This is a genomic window from Aidingimonas lacisalsi, assembly GCF_008079445.1.
Lineage (GTDB): Bacteria > Pseudomonadota > Gammaproteobacteria > Pseudomonadales > Halomonadaceae > Aidingimonas > Aidingimonas lacisalsi.
The window spans coordinates 131,620-150,616 of sequence record NZ_VRYH01000003.1 but is presented as its reverse complement, the minus strand read 5'-3'; the positions used below and the strand labels follow the sequence as shown (position 1 = coordinate 150,616).

Below are 18,997 nucleotides of genomic sequence, written 5' to 3'. Positions count from 1 at the left end.
CGACTCAACCCCCCGACACTGCCCAGAATCCCCCTGAGTCACTGCCCTTTGATCGCCTTGAGACCTGGATAAACGGCCTGATCGCCAAGTGCGTGCTCAATCACTAGCAAGCGGTTGTACTTGGCGACACGATCGCTACGACACAGCGAGCCGGTCTTGATCTGTCCGGCGTTGGTGGCCACTGCCAGGTCGGCGATGGTGGTGTCTTCCGTTTCACCGCTACGGTGCGAGATCACGGCAGTGAAGCCGGCATCCTGCGCCATTTTGACGGCATCGAGGGTTTCCGAGAGCGAGCCGATTTGGTTGAACTTGATCAGAATGGAATTACCGATCTGCTCATCGATGCCACGCTTGAGGATACGAGTGTTGGTCACGAAGAGATCATCACCAACCAGTTGGATACGATCGCCCAATTTGTCGGTCAGTGCCTGCCAACCATCCCAGTCGGACTCATCCATGCCATCTTCGATCGAAACGATCGGATACTGGTCGCACAACTCGGCCAGATAGTCGACAAAACCTGCCGCATCGTAAGACTTGCCTTCCCCCGAGAGGTCGTAGCGGCCATCCTTGTAGAACTCTGAAGAAGCGCAGTCCAGCGCAAGGGTGATGTCCTTGCCCAGTTGGTAACCCGCGTTTTCTACGGCCTGCTTGATGATCTCCAACGCTTCTGCATTGGAGCCCAGGTCAGGAGCGAAGCCCCCCTCATCCCCCACCGCAGTGGACAAGCCACGTGCAGCGAGCACCTTCTTGAGTGCATGGAAGGTCTCGGCCCCCATACGCAACGCTTCACGGAAACTCGATGCGCCGACAGGCTGGATCATGAACTCTTGAATATCGACATTGTTGTCGGCGTGCTCCCCGCCATTGAGAATATTCATCATGGGGACCGGCATCGTATACTGCCCTTGCCGGCCAAACAGTTCGGCTACATGAGCATACAACTCGACGCCTCGGGCATTGGCCGCAGCCTTGGCAGCCGCCAGCGATACCGCAAGGATGGCATTCGCCCCCAGGTTGGCCTTGTTATCGCTGCCATCGAGCTCGAGCATGGCTTCATCGATACGGCGCTGATTGGCGGCATCCATTCCCATGAGACAATCACGAATCGAATCGTTGACGGCGCCAACCGCCTTGAGAACCCCCTTGCCGAGATAGCGCGATTTGTCACCATCTCGTAGTTCCAGCGCTTCACGCGAGCCTGTCGATGCACCGCTGGGAGCACATGCCACACCCTTGGCGCCATTCTCCAGCGCCACTTCAGCTTGCACCGTCGGGTTACCACGCGAATCGAGCACCTCGAGTGCATTAACGTCAACAATCTTGGTCATGGTGATGCAGTCCTTTCGTCAGTCAGCGTTGTTCAGCTTGAGTCGGTGGTTCACGGCTCCGCTCAGGAAATCTCAAGTGCCGGAAACCCCTTGACCAGGTCGTCCAGCGCTTTGAGTTGAGCCAGAAATGGCTCGAGTTTATCCAGTGGCAAGGCACAGGGACCATCGCACTTGGCATTGTCGGGGTCCGGATGCGACTCCAGAAACACACCGGCCAACCCTACGGCTATCCCTGCACGCGCGAGTTCGAGCACCTGTGCACGGCGACCATCGGCACTATCGGCACGCCCACCCGGGCGCTGCAATGAATGGGTGACATCGAAGAACAGCGGATAACCGGTCTGTTTCATATCACCGAAGCCCAACATATCCACTATCAAGTTGTTGTAACCGAAACTCGTACCGCGCTCACAGAGAATTAGCCGCCGATTGCCGATTTCCTCACATTTGCCGATGATATGACGCATTTCGTGCGGAGCCAAAAACTGAGGTTTTTTGATGTTGATCACGGCCCCTGTCTCAGCCATTGCGACAACCAGATCCGTTTGACGAGCCAGGAATGCCGGTAACTGGATGATATCGGCAACTTCCGCTGCTGGTGCAGCCTGCCAGGGCTCGTGGACATCAGTAATCACAGGTACACCGAAACGCTCCTTGATCTCTGCCAAAAGCGCTAATCCCTCGTCCAGCCCGGGCCCACGAAAGGAGTGGACCGAGCTACGGTTGGCCTTGTCGAAGCTGGCCTTGAACACGTAAGGGATGCCCAGTCTGGCAGTCACATCGACATAGGCTTCGGCCACCTCGATCGCCGTGTCCCGGGATTCCAGCACATTCATGCCGCCAAGCAGCATGAAAGGTAATGAATTACCGGCCTTCAGGCCGGCGAACTCGATGGTTGTCTGGTTGGTCATGCGGTTCTCCTCACCTCGATAGTGAACACGCTTATCCCTGCTGAGGCGTCTGCTGACGCACACGCTCCTGCTTCTTGGCCAAGGCTGCGTTCACGAATCCCGAGAACAGCGGATGACCATCTCGCGGTGTCGAGGTGAATTCTGGATGGAACTGACAAGCCACGAACCAAGGGTGGTCGGGGAGCTCGATCATCTCGACCAGCGATTGATCGATACTCTTGCCCGATACCACCAGTCCAGCTTCCTCGAGGCCGTCGACGAACTGATTGTTGACCTCGTAGCGGTGGCGATGGCGCTCGACGATCTCCTCGGTGCCATAGGCCTGATGCGCCTTGCTGCCTGGCCGTAAATGACACACTTGGCCGCCAAGACGCATCGTGCCTCCCAGATCGGAGGCTGCATCACGCAGTTCGATTCTTCCCTCGGGAGTGATCCACTCGGTAATCAGGCCAACCACAGGGTGCTGGGTATCGTGGGTGAATTCCGTGGAATTGGCATCGTCCCATCCCGCCACATGACGAGCGAATTCGATCACTGCAACCTGCATTCCCAGGCAGATCCCCAAGTAAGGAATACGGTTTTCACGCGCAAACTGGGCTGTCGCTATCTTGCCTTCGACACCGCGCCCACCGAAGCCTCCCGGCACGAGAATCGCGTCCTTGCCGGCCAACCGTTCGACCCCATGATGCTCGATGTCTTCGGAATCGATATAGTCGACGTTGACCTTGACGCGCCCCTGAATCCCGGCATGGATCAAGGCTTCGTTCAGTGATTTGTAAGCATCCAGCAACTCCATGTACTTGCCGACCATCGCGATATTGACCGACTTGAGTGGATTGAGCTTGGCATCCAGCACATGGATCCACTCGGACAGATCTGCCTCGGCAGCATCCAACCGAAGTTTGTCGCAAACGAACTCGTCCAGCCCATGCTCACTGAGCATCAAAGGAATCCGATAGATACTATCAGCGTCCTGGAGTGGTACCACGGCCCGTTCTTCGACGTTGGTGAACAGCGCAATCTTGCGACGCTCACTCTCTTCAAGCTCCACTTCACTACGGCAGATGAGAATATCCGGCTGAATGCCGATCGACCGGAGTTCCTTGACGCTATGCTGAGTAGGCTTGGTTTTGGTTTCCCCAGCCGTCTTGATATAGGGCACCAGGGTCAGATGCATGAAGATGGCTTGATTGGGGCCGACTTCACTGCGAATCTGACGGATCGACTCGAGAAACGGCAGTGATTCGATGTCGCCGACAGTCCCACCGATCTCGACCAATGCGACGTCGAACCCTTTGCCACCCTCGTAGACGCGATGCTTGATTTCATCGGTAATGTGCGGAATGACCTGTACAGTGCCACCCAGATAGTCGCCCCGGCGCTCCTTGCGCAGTACATTCTCGTAGACACGACCGGTGGTGAAGTTGTTGCCCTGGGTCATTTTGGTACGAATGAAGCGTTCGTAATGTCCCAGGTCGAGATCGGTTTCGGCCCCGTCTTCAGTGACGAACACTTCACCATGCTGAAATGGACTCATGGTGCCGGGATCGACGTTGATATAGGGGTCCAGCTTGAGCATGGTGACCTTGAGGCCGCGCGCCTCGAGGATCGCCGCCAGTGACGCTGACGCTATGCCCTTGCCGAGAGAGGACACAACGCCACCGGTCACGAAGATATATCGCGTCATGGAAAACCTGTCGAAACGTGAGCTAGAGGCGCAGCAGGAAACCGCGCCAGGATGGGACGACAGATTAGCAGATTCGGCCTAAGGGCTCAATTTCGGGCTCATACCCCCAGATAGTCGAGGATACCCTCGCCAGCTTGACGTCCCTCGTAGACTGCCGTGACCACCAGGTCGGAACCGCGCACCATATCACCACCAGCAAAGATCTTCTCGTTGCTGGTCTGGAAAGCATAGGCATCGTGTTCGGAGGCCTTGATGCGGCCACGGTCGTCTACCATCACATTGTTGGATTCGAGCCAATCGATGTCGGACGGCTGGAAGCCAAAGGCGATGATCACGGCATCGGCAGCCAGTATCTCTTCGGAGCCGGGCACCACTTCCGGACGCTGGCGACCGTTTTCATCGGGGTCGCCCAGACGTGTGCGCACAAGCTTCACCCCTTCGACCTTGTCGTCACCGATCACCGCCACGGGTTGGCGGTTGAACAGGAATTCGACTCCCTCTTCACGGGCATTGGTCACTTCCTTCTTGGACCCCGGCATGTTCTCTTCGTCTCGGCGATAAGCACACGTGACGTCAGCAGCTCCTTGACGAATCGCCGTCCGGTTGCAATCCATGGCGGTATCGCCGCCCCCCAGCACCACGACTTGCTGGCCTTCCAGAGACACGAAATCGTCAGGATTCTTTTCGAAACCAAGGCAGTGATTGACGTTGGCTACCAAATAGTCCAGCGCCTTGTAGACACCCGGAAGGTCCTCGCCCGGGAAGCCACCCTGCATGTACTTGTAGGTGCCCATACCCATGAAAACGGCATCATAGTCGTCGAGCAATGCATTGATCGCGACATCCTTGCCGATCTCGGTGTCGAGACGAAATTCGACGCCCATTTCCTCGAACACCGCCCGACGTCGCTCCATGACATGTTTCTCGAGTTTGAACTCGGGAATGCCGAACGTCAGCAGACCACCGATTTCCGGATATCGGTCGAATACCACCGGCTTGACGCCATTGCGTACCAGAATATCGGCACAGCCCAATCCAGCCGGTCCGGCACCAATGACGGCCACCCGCTTGTCGGTCCACTCCACCCTGGACATGTCGGGTCGCCAACCCAGCGCAAATGCCGTATCGGTAATGTACTTTTCCACCGACCCGATAGTGACCGCGCCGAAGCCATCGTTCAGGGTACAGTCACCCTCACAGAGTCGATCCTGAGGACACACACGGCCACACACTTCGGGCAGCGAATTGGTGCGATGCGACATCTCTGCCGCTTCGAGGATGTTGCCCTCACTGACCAGTTTCAGCCAGTTAGGAATATAGTTGTGGACCGGGCACTTCCATTCGCAGTAGGGGTTGCCACAGTGCAGGCAACGATGTGCCTGACTTGCCGCTTCCTGGGGCTTGTAGGGCTCGTAGATTTCAGCGAACTCCTTGGCCCGGGTTCTCGCCGCTTTCTTCTGTGGGTCCTGACGGCCCACGTCGATGAACTGAAAGTCATTGTTCAACTGATTTGCCATGGTCTCTCTCCTCGCTTACTCAGGCCGCCGACGGGATTCGGCCAGCAAGCTGTTGAGGCTTGCCGCCTTGGGCTTCACCAGCCAGAAGTGGCGAATATAGGCACTGAAGTCATCGAGAATCGCCCGTCCCCGCTGGGATCCGGTCTCGGCCACATACTCCTCAATGACTTCCCGCAGATGGCGTCGGTAAGCCTCCATGGTCTCGGTGTTGATACGGTGAATTTCCACCAGTTCATGATTGTACTTGTCGACGAAGGTGCGATCCTCGTCGATGACATAGGCAAATCCACCCGTCATGCCGGCACCGAAGTTGACTCCGGTCTCGCCAAGCACGCAGACCAGGCCCCCTGTCATGTACTCACAACAGTGATCGCCGGCCCCCTCGATAACGGCATGAACGCCGGAATTGCGCACCCCGAAACGTTCACCTGCCTGACCCGCGGCAAACAGCTTGCCACCGGTCGCGCCATAGAGGCAGGTATTGCCGATGATGGACGTCTTGTGGCTTTCGAAGGTGCTCTCGGCCGGCGGTACGATGGTAATCCGCCCACCATTCATGCCCTTGCCGACATAATCGTTGGCGTCGCCTTCGAGGTAAAGGTTCAGACCCCGTGCATTCCAGACCCCGAAGCTCTGGCCGGCCACCCCCTTGAAACGAATGGTGATCGGCGCGTCCTCGAGGCCAGCTTCACCGTATCGCTTGGCGATGGCACCGGAGGTCAGGGCCGCAACCGAGCGATCGCAGTTGGTAATCTCGAAGTCGAAAGCACCGCCCGACTTGGCCTCGATCGACGGTAACAAGGCGTCGAGCACCTCCTGGTTCTTGGCTCCCGGATCATGCGGAACGTTGCGCTCGACCTGGCAGAACTGGGGGGCATCGGCAGGCACGAAGTCATTTTCCAGCAACGCCGTCATATCGAGATTACGCTGTGATGGCGTCTGTCCTTCGATCATCTCGAGCAGATCCGTGCGCCCAATCAGGTCTGTCAGCTTTCTCACGCCCATCATGGCCATCAGCTCACGCACTTCTTCGGCAATGAAACGAAAATAGTGCTTGACCATATCCACGGTGCCGCGGAAATGCTCGTCTCGCAGATACTGGTGTTGAGTAGCCACGCCGGTGGCGCAGTTGTTCAAGTGACAGATCCGCAGATACTTGCAACCCAATGCCACCATCGGCGCCGTGCCGAAACCGAAGCTTTCGGCGCCGAGAATGGCCGCTTTGACTACATCGAGTCCGGTCTTCAAGCCACCATCGGTCTGCAGGCGAATCTTGTCACGCAGGCTATTGATCCGCAGCGCTTGATGAACTTCGGGCAACCCTAGCTCCCAGGGACTCCCGGCATGCTTGATCGAAGTCAGCGGGCTGGCGGCCGTCCCGCCGTCGTAACCGGAAACGGTTATCAGATCCGCATAAGCCTTGGCCACACCGGCAGCAATGGTGCCGATACCCGGTTCGGAGACCAGCTTCACCGACACCTGGGCCTGGGGATTGACCTGCTTCAGGTCGAAGATCAGTTGTGCCAGATCCTCGATCGAGTAGATGTCGTGGTGCGGTGGCGGCGAGATCAACGTTACCCCCGGCACAGAGTAGCGTAGACGCGCAATCAACTCATTGACCTTGCCGCCGGGCAACTGACCGCCTTCGCCGGGTTTGGCGCCCTGGGCTACCTTGATCTGCAGCACTTCGGCATTGACCAGGTAGGCTGGGGTCACACCGAAACGGCCCGATGCAATCTGCTTGATCTTGGAAGAACGAATGGTGCCGTAACGCGCCGGATCTTCTCCCCCCTCACCGGAGTTGGAACGTCCACCCGTCTCATTCATGGCTTGCGCCAGCGCTTCATGAGCCTCCGGCGACAGCGCGCCCAGCGACATGCCGGCACTATCGAAACGCGGTAGTAAATCCTCGACCGACTCGACCTCATCCAGCGGCAACGGCTCGGGTGCCGGCTTGAGTGCAAGCAGGTCGCGAATGGTGGCGACGGGACGCTCGTTGACCAGTTGCGCGAACGTCTTCCACTTCTGGTAATCGCCTTGCTGCACGGCTTCTTGCAGGGACATGACGACATCGGGGTTATAGGCGTGATATTCGTGGTTATGCACGAACTTCATCAAGCCCCCCTGGGCAATATCCTTGCGCGGAATCCAGGCGTCACGGGCAAGCCACTCCTGCTGCATCTGCAATTCGCTGAAACCGGCCCCCTCGATGCGTGATGCCATGCCGGCGAAGCATAGCTCCATCACCTCGGATGAGAGGCCTACCGCCTCGAACAATTGTGAGCCACGGTAGGAAGCCAGGGTCGAGATTCCCATCTTGGAAAGAATCTTGAACAACCCTTTCTGTAGCCCTTTGCGATAATTCTCACGGGCATCCGCAGGGCTCCCGGTCAATTCTCCCGTGCGATGCATGTCAGCCATGACCTGATAGGACAACCAGGGATAGACGGCGGTCGCTCCAACGCCGAACAGGACTGCCATCTGGTGAGCATCACGGGCATAGCCTGTCTCGACCACGAGATTGACCCGCGGCCTGAGCGCCTTGCGGCCGAGATGGTGGTGAATCGCCCCCACGGCCAGCGCGGCGTGAATCGGCAACTGTCCTTTTACCAGCTTGGCATCGGAGAGCACCAGAATGACCTTACCATTCCTGGCGGCCTCTTCCGCTTGCTGGCAAAGCCTCAGGATCGCCTGTTTCAGCCCCAGGTCTTCCGGGTCATAAGCCAGCGCCAAGTGATGGCTGGCGAACGCTGGATCGTCCTGGCTTACCAGAGCGGTAAACTTGCGTGGCGACAAGATGGGCGTCGTCAGGATCAAGCGATGTGCATGCTCGGGCGTCGCCTCGAAGACGTTGAGTTCAGCACCGCAGCATGTCTCCAACGACATCACGATGGCTTCGCGAAGCGGATCGATCGCCGGATTGGTGACCTGAGCAAACTTCTGACGGAAATAATCGGTCAATAATCGCCGATGCCTCGACAGCACGGCCATCGGCGTATCATCCCCCATCGAGCCAACCGCCTCCTGGCCGCTCTCCGCCAGTGGACGCAGCAACTGATCACGCTCCTCGAAGCTGATCTGGAACATCTTCTGGTAGCTGTTCAGGTCGTTGGACTCGAGCGGCTGGAAACGCGCCAGTTCGGTCAAGGCGGACTCAAGGTATTGGGCCTGATCCTTCAACCAACGCTTGTAGGGATACGCCGACTTGAGACGCTTATCGATATCTTCGGTATGCAGTAGCTCACCGGTCTCGGTATCGATGCCCAGTACCTGGCCAGGACCGACACGCCCTTTGGCGACGACATCCTCGGGACGATAGTCATAGGTGCCGGTCTCCGAAGCCAGGGTAATGAAGCCGTTACGCGTCACCACCCAGCGTGCCGGCCGCAACCCATTGCGATCGAGCATGCAGACGGCATTGCGCCCATCGGTCATTACCATGCCGGCCGGCCCGTCCCAGGGTTCCATATGCATGGAGTTGTATTCATAGAAAGCGCGCAATTCGCCATCCATGGTTTCGACATTCTGCCAGGCCGGCGGAACCATCATCCGGATGGCGTTATAGATATCCATACCGCCGGCCATCAATACCTCGAGCATGTTGTCCATGCTCGACGAATCGGAGCCCGACGTATTGACGATCTCATCGAGTTCGACGATATCGGGCAGTAGTTCGTTGACGAAGTTTTCCTTACGCGAATTGGCCCAGCCACGATTGGCCTCGATCGTATTGATCTCGCCATTGTGGGCCAGAAAGCGGAAGGGCTGTGCCAGAGGCCAACGCGGCGCCGTGTTGGTGGAAAAGCGCTGATGGAAAACACAGATTGCCGTTTCCAGACGCTCATCACCAAGGTCACGATAAAACGTCGGCAGATCCACGGGCATCATGAGCCCCTTGTAGGAAACTACCTTGGTCGACAGCGAACAGACATAGAAGTCGTCCTCGTGTTTCAGCGACTCTTCGGCCCGGCGTCGCGCCATGAACAGGTCGACATTGAGCTTGGCGTCGACCCGATCGTCGCTGGCCTCGACAAATACCTGCCTGATACGTGGCAAGCAGTCTCTTGCCATGGGGCCACAGACACTGGCATCCGTCGGCACATCGCGCCAGCCTCGCACGGCCAGTCCGCGGGACTGGAGTTCACCTTCCAGGATCGCACGCGCCCGGGCTTCACGATCATCATCGTCGGGCAGAAAGATGGTGCCGACGGCAAACCCATCGTCCAACTCGACGCCTAGGCTTTCACGTGCCACGGAACGCATGAAGTCGGTGGGCATTTTCAGTAGCAGGCCACAACCATCACCTGTCTTGCCATCGGCGGCAATGCCGCCGCGATGGGTCATACAGGTCAGGGACTCGATGGCCGTCTTGAGCAATTCGTGGCTCGCCTGCCCCTCCATATGGGCAATCAGGCCGAAGCCACAGTTGTCACGGTATTCGCCAGGCTGGTGTAAACCTCGTTTCATGGGCGTGCCTCAACCAGGGATCAGGTCTCTTGTGTCCAGAAATATTCAGTGCTATATTATAAGGTTATTTTGTATTTTTGTTGGCCAAAATGGCGTATTTCTGACGCGGAAAAAGGCCGTACAGCATAGCGATGCCCGCCCCTTCACGCAATTCCTGCCCCCATGCAATGCCACAAAAACGGCACAAAACTGCCTGTTCGGCATTATATCAACAACAAAAAACGCCGAATATCAGAATGTTATGTAGAAAAGACAGTTTAGGAATAAGAGTATAATCACTTCCCGGTCATTGGCCAGCCGAGCCATGCCAATTATGCATAAGACATGCGGATTCTAGCTGTCTTCGATCCTCGCTCGGCTCAACGACGAGGATAGTCGCGCAGTAACGCATCCAATTGGGCCGGCGGAACCGACTCCTCGATATAGGCCTCTCCGAGCTGACGCAACAGGATCAACCGGATGCGCGCATCCACGTTCTTCTTGTCCAGGCGCATGGCCGTCAGAAAATCGGACGCCGACATGGACTCAGGCGCAGCCAATGGCAGCCCAGCCGCCTCGATGACGCGCTCGACACGCGCTACCTCGTGCGCGCCAAGCCACCCAAGGCGTTCTGACATGTCTGCTGCCATGGCCATGCCGGCGCCTACCGCTTCTCCATGCAGCCACGCCCCATAGCCCTGGTGCGCTTCGATAGCATGACCGAACGTGTGGCCAAGGTTCAGCAAGGCACGCACTCCTTGTTCGGTCTCGTCTTCGGCAACCACGGCGGCCTTGATAGCACAACTGCGCAGTATGGCTTCACGCATCGCGTCAGCCTGTAGCGAACGCATGTCAACCATCCGTGATTCCAGCCATGCCAGGAAGTCTACATCGCGAATCAGGCCATACTTGACCACTTCAGCCAGTCCTGCCGACATCTCTCGTGCCGGCAAGCTGGTCAGTGTGTCGGTGTCGACAAGCACGGCCTTGGGTTGCCAGAAGGCACCGATCATGTTTTTACCGCGCGGATGATTCACGCCGGTCTTGCCACCTACGGAGGAGTCGACCTGGGAGAGCAGAGTGGTCGGCACTTGAACGAACGCCACACCGCGCTGGTAACATGCCGCGGCATAGCCGGCCATGTCACCGACGACGCCGCCGCCCAGCGCCACCAGCGTACAACGCCGGTTGAACCCCGCCGCCAACAAGGCGTCCCAGATGAGTGCTACCGAGTCCAGCGACTTAGTGTGTTCGCCATCCGGCAAGACCACCTCACGCACGTCCAACCCCGTAGGCAGGCCTGCCTTGAAACGTTCAAGATATAGCGGCGCCACGGTTTCGTTAGTCACCACCATGACCTGTTGACCGGCCAGATACGGCTGCAACCACTCCGGCTTGCCAAGCAGGGAAGTACCGATATGAATCGGGTAGCTTCGCTCACCCAGGTCGACAGTCAATGTACGGGTATCGTGGCTGGAAGGCATGGCGGTCTCTTGCATGGCAGTGAAGGAAGTTTTCATCACGCTTTACACGTCAGTGGGTCGATCAATCGCGTGACGCGCCGCACGATTTCATTGGCAACCGAGCGTGGACCTCGGCGATCCGTACGGACGATGAGATCGGCTGTCGCTCGATACAAAGGATCCCGTTTGGCGAACATGGCGCGCAGAATTTCTTCAGGGTTACCGGTCTGCAGCAAGGGACGATTACGATCTTTTGCCGTCCGGCGCAATTGCTGCTCTACGGTGGTATACAAGTAAATCACCGTACCGCGTTCACGCAGGGTTCGGCGATTGGCCTCCCGCATCACCGCACCGCCCCCCGTCGCCAATACAATACTGTCATGGCCACTGAGTTCATCGAGCATCTGCTGCTCGCGCTCGCGAAATCCCGACTCGCCCTCGACATCGAATATCCAGGGAATATCGGCCCCGCAACGCCGCTGTATCTCGTGATCACTGTCATAGAACTCACGAGACATTTCAGCCGCCAACAGACGGCCGATCGTACTTTTGCCAGCCCCCATAGGGCCTACCAGAAACAGATTGGGAAGATCCTGCATTAGTGAACGGCCACGTTGTCATCGATGATTCGAGGAGTGATGAATACCAGTAACTCTACCTTTTCACTGGAGTCTTGGGTATAGCGAAAAAGTTGACCCAAGATCGGCAGGTCTCCCAGAAGCGGAGTTTTCAGCAAGCTGTGCATCTGATCCCGCGTCAGGATACCCCCCAACACCACGGTCTCACCGTCGCCGACCAGCACCTGCGTTTCGATCTGACTGGTATCAATGGCCAGGGCACCACCGACGCTGCGCTCGGATACCGTATCGTTGTTGATCGCCAGGTCCATGACGATGCTGTCATCCGGGGTGATCTGGGGCGTGACCTCCAACGACAGAACGGCTTCCTTGAACTCCGTACTGGTGGCTCCACTGGACGTCGATTCCTGATAGGGAATTTCGGTTCCCTGCTTGATCACGGCGGCCCGCTGATTCGCTGTAATGATCCTGGGCTGAGAAAGGGTCTGGCTTTTGCCTTCACTCTCCAACGCCCGCAATTCCAGATCGAGCAGCACGTCGCCTGCCAAATAACCGAAGTTCAAGCCTGTCGAGGCATCGGCCTGATCGCCCAGGTCGACCTCCAGGCCACCCTCGGCGCGGTTGAGGTCGTCCGGGTTGAGATCCTTGGCACTGTAACCGACATCACCGGCGCCTTGCCTGAAACCGCGGGTACTTGCAGCCGACCAGTTGACGCCCAACTCCTTGGTGACGCTGTCTCTTGCAATGACGATACGGGCCTCGATCTGGACCTGCCGGACTGCGACATCGAGCTGTTCGACCAACGAGAGTATCCTGTCGATACGGTCACGCACATCCTGGATCAGTAAGGTATTGGTCCGAGCGTCGGCACCAATACGACCACGAGCCGACAGCACCCCCAGACCATCATTGCCTCGCAGCAATGCCGCCAATGCCTCGGCCTTGGCGTAACGCACGGGCAGGTATTCTGTTTCCAATGGCAGCAATGCTTCCCTGCTACCCAGGTTATCGACTGTTTCCCGCTCACGTGCAGCCAGTTCCTCGGCCGGCGCCACGAGGATCACGTTACCTTCGCGGTGGCTAGCCAAGCCCTGGCTCTGGAGAATCAGGTCCAATGCCTGGTCCCAGGGCACGTCCTGGAGCCTGAGAGTCACCTCGCCCACGACACTATCGCTGACCACCACATTGATGTCAGTGAACTCAGCAATGACCGCCAGTACTTCGCGCACATCGATTCCGCGAAAGTCCAAGGAAAGCCGGCGGCCGGAATACATTGGATCCGGCGCGCGCCCCTCGTCCATGGGCTCGTTTTCCCATGTCCCCGACGAGGTGGTTCCATCGCCAGTCACCTCCGGCCGCGACTCTGGCGGCTGCGTGGGAGTTATTGCCCAAACGGACATACTCACTGACAGCAACCCCGCAGCCAGCAGGCCAGCCTCGCCAATCCGCCCTGTCATTGCGCTCCCTCCTCACGCCACGTCCTTGTTTCCACCACACTGCGCTATCAGGCATCGTCACCGAGAAACCACTGGCTGACTCGCTCGGTCCAACCACCATCCTCTCCAGCCACTCGTTCCATGAGCGTGATACCACCATCGCCAATCGCGACGATCTCGCCAAACTCGGTCCCCACATGATCACCGACCCGCGCGTCATGTACGCGACCTGCCGGATCTCGGATCAGCGCCGATCGCATGCCGCCAATGTCGATGATGCCCACCAGGGACAGCGACTGACGATCATAGACGGCCAGCGATTCGGGGGACCGGCCCGGGCCGGGCACACTGCCTCTGGATGACGCCGCTGCCTCCGGCAACCGCTCATCGTAGGCACGAAACGGGCTGCGCGCACCATCTTGCGTATACGGCACCGCCCGATAGACCGGTGTCACCCCCAGGCCGCCATCGTTAATGACGTCCGAACGGGCGCGCTGGCTTTCCAGGTAATTGCCTAGCGCCCCCAGGTCTGGGTCGACACAGCCTGCCAACGTTCCCGACAAGATCAATGCAATGACGCGCGTCCCAGACATCAATTGGACTCCAGGCCGGGTTCGGTGGCAGCGTCCGACCGATACCGGTATGTACGTGCCAGCATCGATAGGCGCAACTCCCCCTCCTTGCCGATCGGTACCAACGTGAAGTCATGTTGGGTCACGATGCGCGACAAGCCTGCGACGCCCGCCATGAATGCGGCGATATGGTGATAACCGCCGCGCACTTGAATATCGAAGTCCTGTTCGATATAGAAATCCTTGACTGTCGGTTCACGCAGACGAATGACATCGACCATCAACTGATTGTCGCGAGCGATACCACTGATGGAATCGATGAGCGCCGGAATTTCCGCATCATCGGGCAGCATCACCAACAACGCATCTCGGCGCGCTCGACGCATCGACACGCTGGCCCGTAGCGAGGCTAAATCGACCGCCCTCTGCGCCTTGTCGCGATACACGGCCAGTTGTTCCTGTTCGCGCTCCTCTGCGGCGATCAGGGCCTGCTTGGCAGGCATGACAAGATACCCGTACAGCACCAAGCCGAGCGCCACAGTGACCACCCCGCCGCAGAGAAGTTGCAATGACACTGGCCAGCGCCCCACCTCCTGAATATCCAGATCCCGCCATTCCAGCTCACGCAGGGACTGCCACTCACGCTTCAGGTGCATGGAGTCCCTCCCAGGGTGATCGCCGTTCCGTTATCTTGAGTTCAAAGCGACGCTCCCCACCAGATCCCGACTCGACGGCTGAAAGCTCGGGGATATCGAAGACAGGCGCCTTGGCCAAGGCGCGCAGTTGCTCGGATACCTGAGCGTCGTTACTTGCCACTCCAGCGAGATAAAGCGCCCCATCCCGACGCGAGAGATGCCGGTAATACACACCTTCCTGGAGACTTGCGGTCAGTTGATTGACGATGCGCACGCTATGCGGGCGACGAAACTGCAACCGCGTCAACACATCGATCTGCGCCTGAATCCTTTGGTGCTCTCGTTCCAGTTCATCGAGCCTGCGAATGTCTCGGTCCAACCGCTCGATACGTGCTTCAATGAATACATTGCGTCGCTCCTGAGCCGAGAGCGCCTGCCGCAGATGTAGCGTAGCGCTACCGGCAAGTAGTGCGCCCAGCGTCACTACCGATATCAACATACGATGGAACCGCTTGGCTCGACGCGCGCGCCGTTCGGCACGCCAGGGCAGCAGATTGATCGCTACCGTCATGTTCGCGACCTCATTGCCAAGCCGCAGGCAGTCAGCAACATCGGCGATGCGTTCATCATCCATTGCCAATGATGGTCATCCGATATCGACATGGACCGCAACGGGTTCGCTATCGCCACGTCCAGATCACTATGCAGTACCAAACGTTCACGCAGCCCTGGCGTTACCGAGCCACCCCCCGCCAACACCAGACGACCGATATCGCGATGATGCCCCGTTGCTTCATAGAGTTGGAGCGAACGGGTAATGTGCTGTACCAATGTATCGAGAAAGGGAGCAACTACCTGCGCCAACTCATCGGCCGTCAGCCGACCATGGCGTTTGATGGCCTCCGCTTGCTCCCAACCACACTGGTAATGGTCGCGAATACTCTCGGTTAGCTGGTGGCCGCCGAAGGGGGTGTCTCGACTGTAGAGACTCAAACCATCCCACAGGACATGAAGCGTGGTGGTCGTTGCCCCGATATCGACCAAGGCAGTACACCACTGAGGCTCACCTCCCTCCTTGCGCGCCGGTACTGACAAGGCTCGGGCCATCGCAAATGGCTCGACATCGACTGCCTGAAGGCGCAATCCGGCTTGCGACACAGTGTCGGCCAGTCGGTCGACATCGAGTCGCCGACACGCGGCCAACAGAACGGTTTGCCGGCCGTCGTGATCCATCACGGATGGTATGACCTGGAAATCGAAGGCGACGTCATTGAAGGGAAAGGGAAAATCGTCGCCCACTTCGAGGGGAATACGGGCCTCTATTTCTTCATCCGTCCAGCAGGACGACATTGACAGTCTCTTGAGGATCGTCAAACCGGACGGTACAGCAACACATGCGTCGACTGCCGCGACGTCGGCCTTCTCGAGTGCGTTACGAACCGACTCGACCACTGCGTCGACATCGTGGATACGTCGCTCGACCATTGTTCCCGCTGGCAATGGTTGCAACGTGCAGCTTTCGATACGATAACCTCTGGCCAATGGCATGAGTTCAAGCAACTTGACCATCGACGAGGTGATATCGATTCCAATCATTCCCTGATTGGATCTTTTCAACCGCACTGGCTTATTCTCCCAACCGTTCCCTGTTGGTTTTCTTACCCGGCGAACCGGCCTTCCTGGCCAGTGTCAGCCGCTTCATATTAGCTATTCCAGATGCATCATAGCTCAGAAACTCTCGCGCGAACACACTGTCTTGGTTTCAAAGCTGGTGCGTCTGCAACCAAGTTCCTATAATGGCCGCCTTGATGGATCATCTTTCTCGTCGCCGTCCGAATGCTACCGATCATTACGGGTAATGCTATTTCATGAAGCTGTTCAAAAAGTTAATCGTTTCGGCGGCCTGGCTTGCGCTGTCGCTGGGCGCAGCCAGCCTGCTGGTCGTGGTCGGCGCTGCCCTATACTTCGCGCCTGGTTTGCCCGACGTACGTCAACTGCAGAACTTCGAACTGCAAACGCCACTACGAATTTTCACGCGTGACGACAAGCTGATCGGCGAATACGGCTCCGAGCGACGCATCCCTGTGGAATTCGACGAAATTCCGGAAGGCGTGATCAATGCCCTGCTCGCCGCCGAAGACAGTAGCTATTTCGATCACCCCGGCGTCGATCCCAAAGGTCTGGCGCGCGCCGCCTTCGAACTAGCGGCCAGTGGCGGTGACATTCAATCGGGGGGCAGTACGATCACCATGCAGGTGGCACGCAATTACCTGCTGAGCCTGGACCAGACATATACCCGCAAGATCCGCGAGATTCTCCTGGCATTACAAATGGAACAGGTGCTCGATAAAGGCGAAATACTCGAGCTGTATGTCAACAAGATCTTCCTCGGCAACCGTGCCTATGGCATTGCCGCGGCGGCCGATACCTATTATGACAAACCGCTCGACGAGTTGACCCTGGCCCAGCAGGCAATGATCGCAGGGTTGCCGAAGGCGCCATCGGAACTCAATCCACTTGCCAACCCGGAGCGATCGCTGATTCGTCGCAACTGGATCCTGTATCGCATGCGCCAACTGGACTACATCGACCAGGACGCGTACCAGGAGGCCGTCGCCGCCCCCGTCACCGCCCGCCGTTTCACGGCGCAAGTCGAGGTCGACGCGCCTTACATGGCGGAGATGGCACGTCAGTTTGCCGTTGAGCGCTACGGCGATGAAGCCTACTCCAGTGGCTATCACATTCGCACGACACTGGACAGCGAGCTCCAGCCCATGGCTCAGAACGCACTGACCCAAGGGTTGATCGAGTATGACACGCGACACGGATGGCGAGGGGCAGAGAGGTCCGATATCCCCGCCAGCCTGGTCGAAGCTCAGGAACAAACCGAACGCAGCGGGCTGGAAGAAGAGCTCTCGGAATCGCCGGAGGTCATGGAAACCGCTCGCCAAGCCGCCGAAAGCAGTGAAACAGAGGTCGAAGGCATCGACGGTGACGTCAGCAACTGGCTTGGCGTCCTTGAGCGCACACCGGGCTATGGTCCGCTGCAACCCGCAATTGTCGTCGCAAGCGAGGGGCGCGAGATGCGCGTGCTTTCGCGTGAAGGCGAGTTGATCACCATTGACTGGGATGGACTCGAATGGGCACGCCCGTATTACAGTGCGAACAGTCGGGGCAACGTCCCGTCTTCCGCCGCGGAGATTGCCAGCCGAGGCGACCTGGTACGCATTCTCGCGAGCGACGACGGTGAATGGCGTCTGTCACAGCGCCCCGATGCAGAAGGCTCGATCGTCGTGGTCGATCCTAAGACAGGTGCCATCCGGGCCCTGCAGGGCGGTTTCAGCTTCTCGGCAAGCAAGTTCAACAGGGCGACCCAAGCCAGACGTCAGTCCGGCTCGATCTTCAAGCCGTTCATTTATCTCGCCGCATTGCAAAGCGATGAAATGACGGCGGCGACAGTGATCAACGACGCTCCAATCGTGCAAGCGGATGCCGGTGAGACCTGGCGCCCGGTCAACTCCGGCGGCGAATTCCGTGGACCGACGCGGTTACGAGATGCGCTGGCCCAGTCGCGCAACCTGGTCACGGTTCGTGTGCTACAGCAATTAGGGCTCGGCCCCACCAAAGAGTTCCTGGAAGGTTTCGGGTTTGCCGAAGAACGCTTGCCCAATGGACTGTCCCTGGCCTTGGGCAGCGCCGACCTGACACCACTGGAGATGACCAACGCTTACGCTGTACTGGCCAATGGCGGCTTTCAGGTCACTCCCTGGTTCATCGAGCGTGTCACACGTGGCGGCGAAGACGGCGAAGTCATCGACGAGGCCTCACCTCGTGTTGCCTGCCGCGACTGCAATGACGACCAGACCGAACAGAAAATCGATGGCAAGTCCTATGCCGTCGCGCCACGTGTCGCGGACCCAGGAGCTGTCTATATCCTGCGCGACATACTGCGTGATGTCATTGAACGCGGCACCGGCCGTCGCGCCCTGGAGCTGGGGCGGGAGGATATCGTCGGCAAGACCGGTACGACCAACGACTATCGTGATGCCTGGTTTGCCGGTTTCAACGACAACTTGGTCGCGACGGTCTGGATCGGCAAGGATAACTACGAAACGACCGGCGAATACGGCGGACAGGCAGCGTTGCCGATATGGATGGATTTCATGTCTGACGCCCTCGATGGTCAGCCGTCGGCCATTCCTGAACGTCCGGAGACCATCGTGACCGAGCGCATTGACCCCGAGACGGGCCGACTGTTACGCGACAATCAGCAAGGTGGCATTCAGGAACTCTTCCGCACCAACCATCTGCCCGAGTATCAGCCGAGAACCATCGATAGTGAGCTCGAGGACGACAGTGGTTCCCAAGGCACGGGCACCTACGAAGCCATCTTCTGACTCCGGATCACACCGGGCGGAAGG

General features: G+C 58.2%; 13 protein-coding genes. 1 reads left to right on the top strand and 12 read right to left on the bottom strand.

What is annotated here, in order from left to right; translation table 11 throughout:
• Window positions 1–38: 38 nt before the first annotated feature.
• From eno to pilM, 12 genes are all read right to left on the bottom strand, one after another.
• Window positions 39–1,331, bottom strand: a complete 1,293-nt coding sequence (gene eno, locus FVV99_RS06885; RefSeq protein ID WP_148253331.1) for a phosphopyruvate hydratase — start codon at window positions 1,329–1,331, stop codon at window positions 39–41.
• A 62-nt stretch (window positions 1,332–1,393) separates the two neighbouring features.
• Window positions 1,394–2,242, bottom strand: coding sequence for a 3-deoxy-8-phosphooctulonate synthase (kdsA, locus tag FVV99_RS06880; protein WP_148253330.1), 849 nt, complete (start codon window positions 2,240–2,242; stop codon window positions 1,394–1,396).
• 31 nt (window positions 2,243–2,273) lie between these two features.
• Window positions 2,274–3,929: a CTP synthase gene (locus FVV99_RS06875; RefSeq protein WP_148253329.1), complete on the bottom strand. Its 1,656-nt coding sequence runs from the start codon at window positions 3,927–3,929 to the stop codon at window positions 2,274–2,276.
• Between the two features lie 98 nt (window positions 3,930–4,027).
• A complete protein-coding gene (locus FVV99_RS06870) occupies window positions 4,028–5,446 on the bottom strand; it encodes an FAD-dependent oxidoreductase (RefSeq protein ID WP_148253328.1) in 1,419 nt (472 codons plus the stop codon).
• A 15-nt stretch (window positions 5,447–5,461) separates the two neighbouring features.
• Window positions 5,462–9,913: a glutamate synthase large subunit gene (gene gltB, locus FVV99_RS06865; protein WP_148253327.1), complete on the bottom strand. Its 4,452-nt coding sequence runs from the start codon at window positions 9,911–9,913 to the stop codon at window positions 5,462–5,464.
• Between the two features lie 359 nt (window positions 9,914–10,272).
• Window positions 10,273–11,412: a 3-dehydroquinate synthase gene (aroB, locus tag FVV99_RS06860; protein ID WP_236645330.1), complete on the bottom strand. Its 1,140-nt coding sequence runs from the start codon at window positions 11,410–11,412 to the stop codon at window positions 10,273–10,275.
• On the bottom strand, window positions 11,412–11,954 hold the full coding sequence (gene aroK, locus FVV99_RS06855) for a shikimate kinase AroK (protein WP_148253325.1): 543 nt from the start codon (window positions 11,952–11,954) through the stop codon (window positions 11,412–11,414). The genes aroB and aroK overlap by 1 nt, the downstream gene beginning before the upstream one ends.
• Entirely contained in the window at window positions 11,954–13,390 is a 1,437-nt protein-coding gene (locus FVV99_RS06850; RefSeq protein ID WP_148253324.1) for a type IV pilus secretin PilQ, read from the bottom strand. Before FVV99_RS06850 ends, aroK begins: the two co-directional genes overlap by 1 nt.
• A gap of 47 nt (window positions 13,391–13,437) precedes the next feature.
• Window positions 13,438–13,962, bottom strand: coding sequence for a pilus assembly protein PilP (locus tag FVV99_RS06845; RefSeq protein ID WP_148253323.1), 525 nt, complete (start codon window positions 13,960–13,962; stop codon window positions 13,438–13,440).
• The gene (locus FVV99_RS06840; RefSeq protein WP_148253322.1) at window positions 13,962–14,597 is read right to left on the bottom strand and encodes a type IV pilus inner membrane component PilO; all 636 of its coding nucleotides are present in this window, start codon (window positions 14,595–14,597) and stop codon (window positions 13,962–13,964) included. Before FVV99_RS06840 ends, FVV99_RS06845 begins: the two co-directional genes overlap by 1 nt.
• Window positions 14,581–15,147, bottom strand: coding sequence for a PilN domain-containing protein (locus FVV99_RS06835; protein ID WP_161598970.1), 567 nt, complete (start codon window positions 15,145–15,147; stop codon window positions 14,581–14,583). Before FVV99_RS06835 ends, FVV99_RS06840 begins: the two co-directional genes overlap by 17 nt.
• A complete protein-coding gene (gene pilM / locus FVV99_RS06830) occupies window positions 15,144–16,199 on the bottom strand; it encodes a type IV pilus assembly protein PilM (protein ID WP_148253320.1) in 1,056 nt (351 codons plus the stop codon). The genes FVV99_RS06835 and pilM overlap by 4 nt, the downstream gene beginning before the upstream one ends.
• A gap of 245 nt (window positions 16,200–16,444) precedes the next feature.
• Here pilM and FVV99_RS06825 point away from each other — a divergent pair, with 245 nt between their 5' ends.
• A complete protein-coding gene (locus tag FVV99_RS06825) occupies window positions 16,445–18,973 on the top strand; it encodes a penicillin-binding protein 1A (protein ID WP_148253319.1) in 2,529 nt (842 codons plus the stop codon).
• Window positions 18,974–18,997: the final 24 nt, after the last annotated feature.

Coding starts and splice junctions, on each gene's coding strand:
- eno (WP_148253331.1), bottom strand. CDS start 1,331: ATGACCAAGATTGTTGACGTTAATGCACTCGAGGTGCTCGATTCGCGT.
- FVV99_RS06840 (WP_148253322.1), bottom strand. CDS start 14,597: ATGCACCTGAAGCGTGAGTGGCAGTCCCTGCGTGAGCTGGAATGGCGG.
- kdsA (WP_148253330.1), bottom strand. CDS start 2,242: ATGACCAACCAGACAACCATCGAGTTCGCCGGCCTGAAGGCCGGTAAT.
- FVV99_RS06870 (WP_148253328.1), bottom strand. CDS start 5,446: ATGGCAAATCAGTTGAACAATGACTTTCAGTTCATCGACGTGGGCCGT.
- FVV99_RS06850 (WP_148253324.1), bottom strand. CDS start 13,390: ATGACAGGGCGGATTGGCGAGGCTGGCCTGCTGGCTGCGGGGTTGCTG.
- aroB (WP_236645330.1), bottom strand. CDS start 11,412: ATGAAAACTTCCTTCACTGCCATGCAAGAGACCGCCATGCCTTCCAGC.
- aroK (WP_148253325.1), bottom strand. CDS start 11,954: ATGCAGGATCTTCCCAATCTGTTTCTGGTAGGCCCTATGGGGGCTGGC.
- FVV99_RS06825 (WP_148253319.1), top strand. CDS start 16,445: ATGAAGCTGTTCAAAAAGTTAATCGTTTCGGCGGCCTGGCTTGCGCTG.
- gltB (WP_148253327.1), bottom strand. CDS start 9,913: ATGAAACGAGGTTTACACCAGCCTGGCGAATACCGTGACAACTGTGGC.
- FVV99_RS06875 (WP_148253329.1), bottom strand. CDS start 3,929: ATGACGCGATATATCTTCGTGACCGGTGGCGTTGTGTCCTCTCTCGGC.
- FVV99_RS06835 (WP_161598970.1), bottom strand. CDS start 15,147: ATGACGGTAGCGATCAATCTGCTGCCCTGGCGTGCCGAACGGCGCGCG.
- FVV99_RS06845 (WP_148253323.1), bottom strand. CDS start 13,962: ATGTCTGGGACGCGCGTCATTGCATTGATCTTGTCGGGAACGTTGGCA.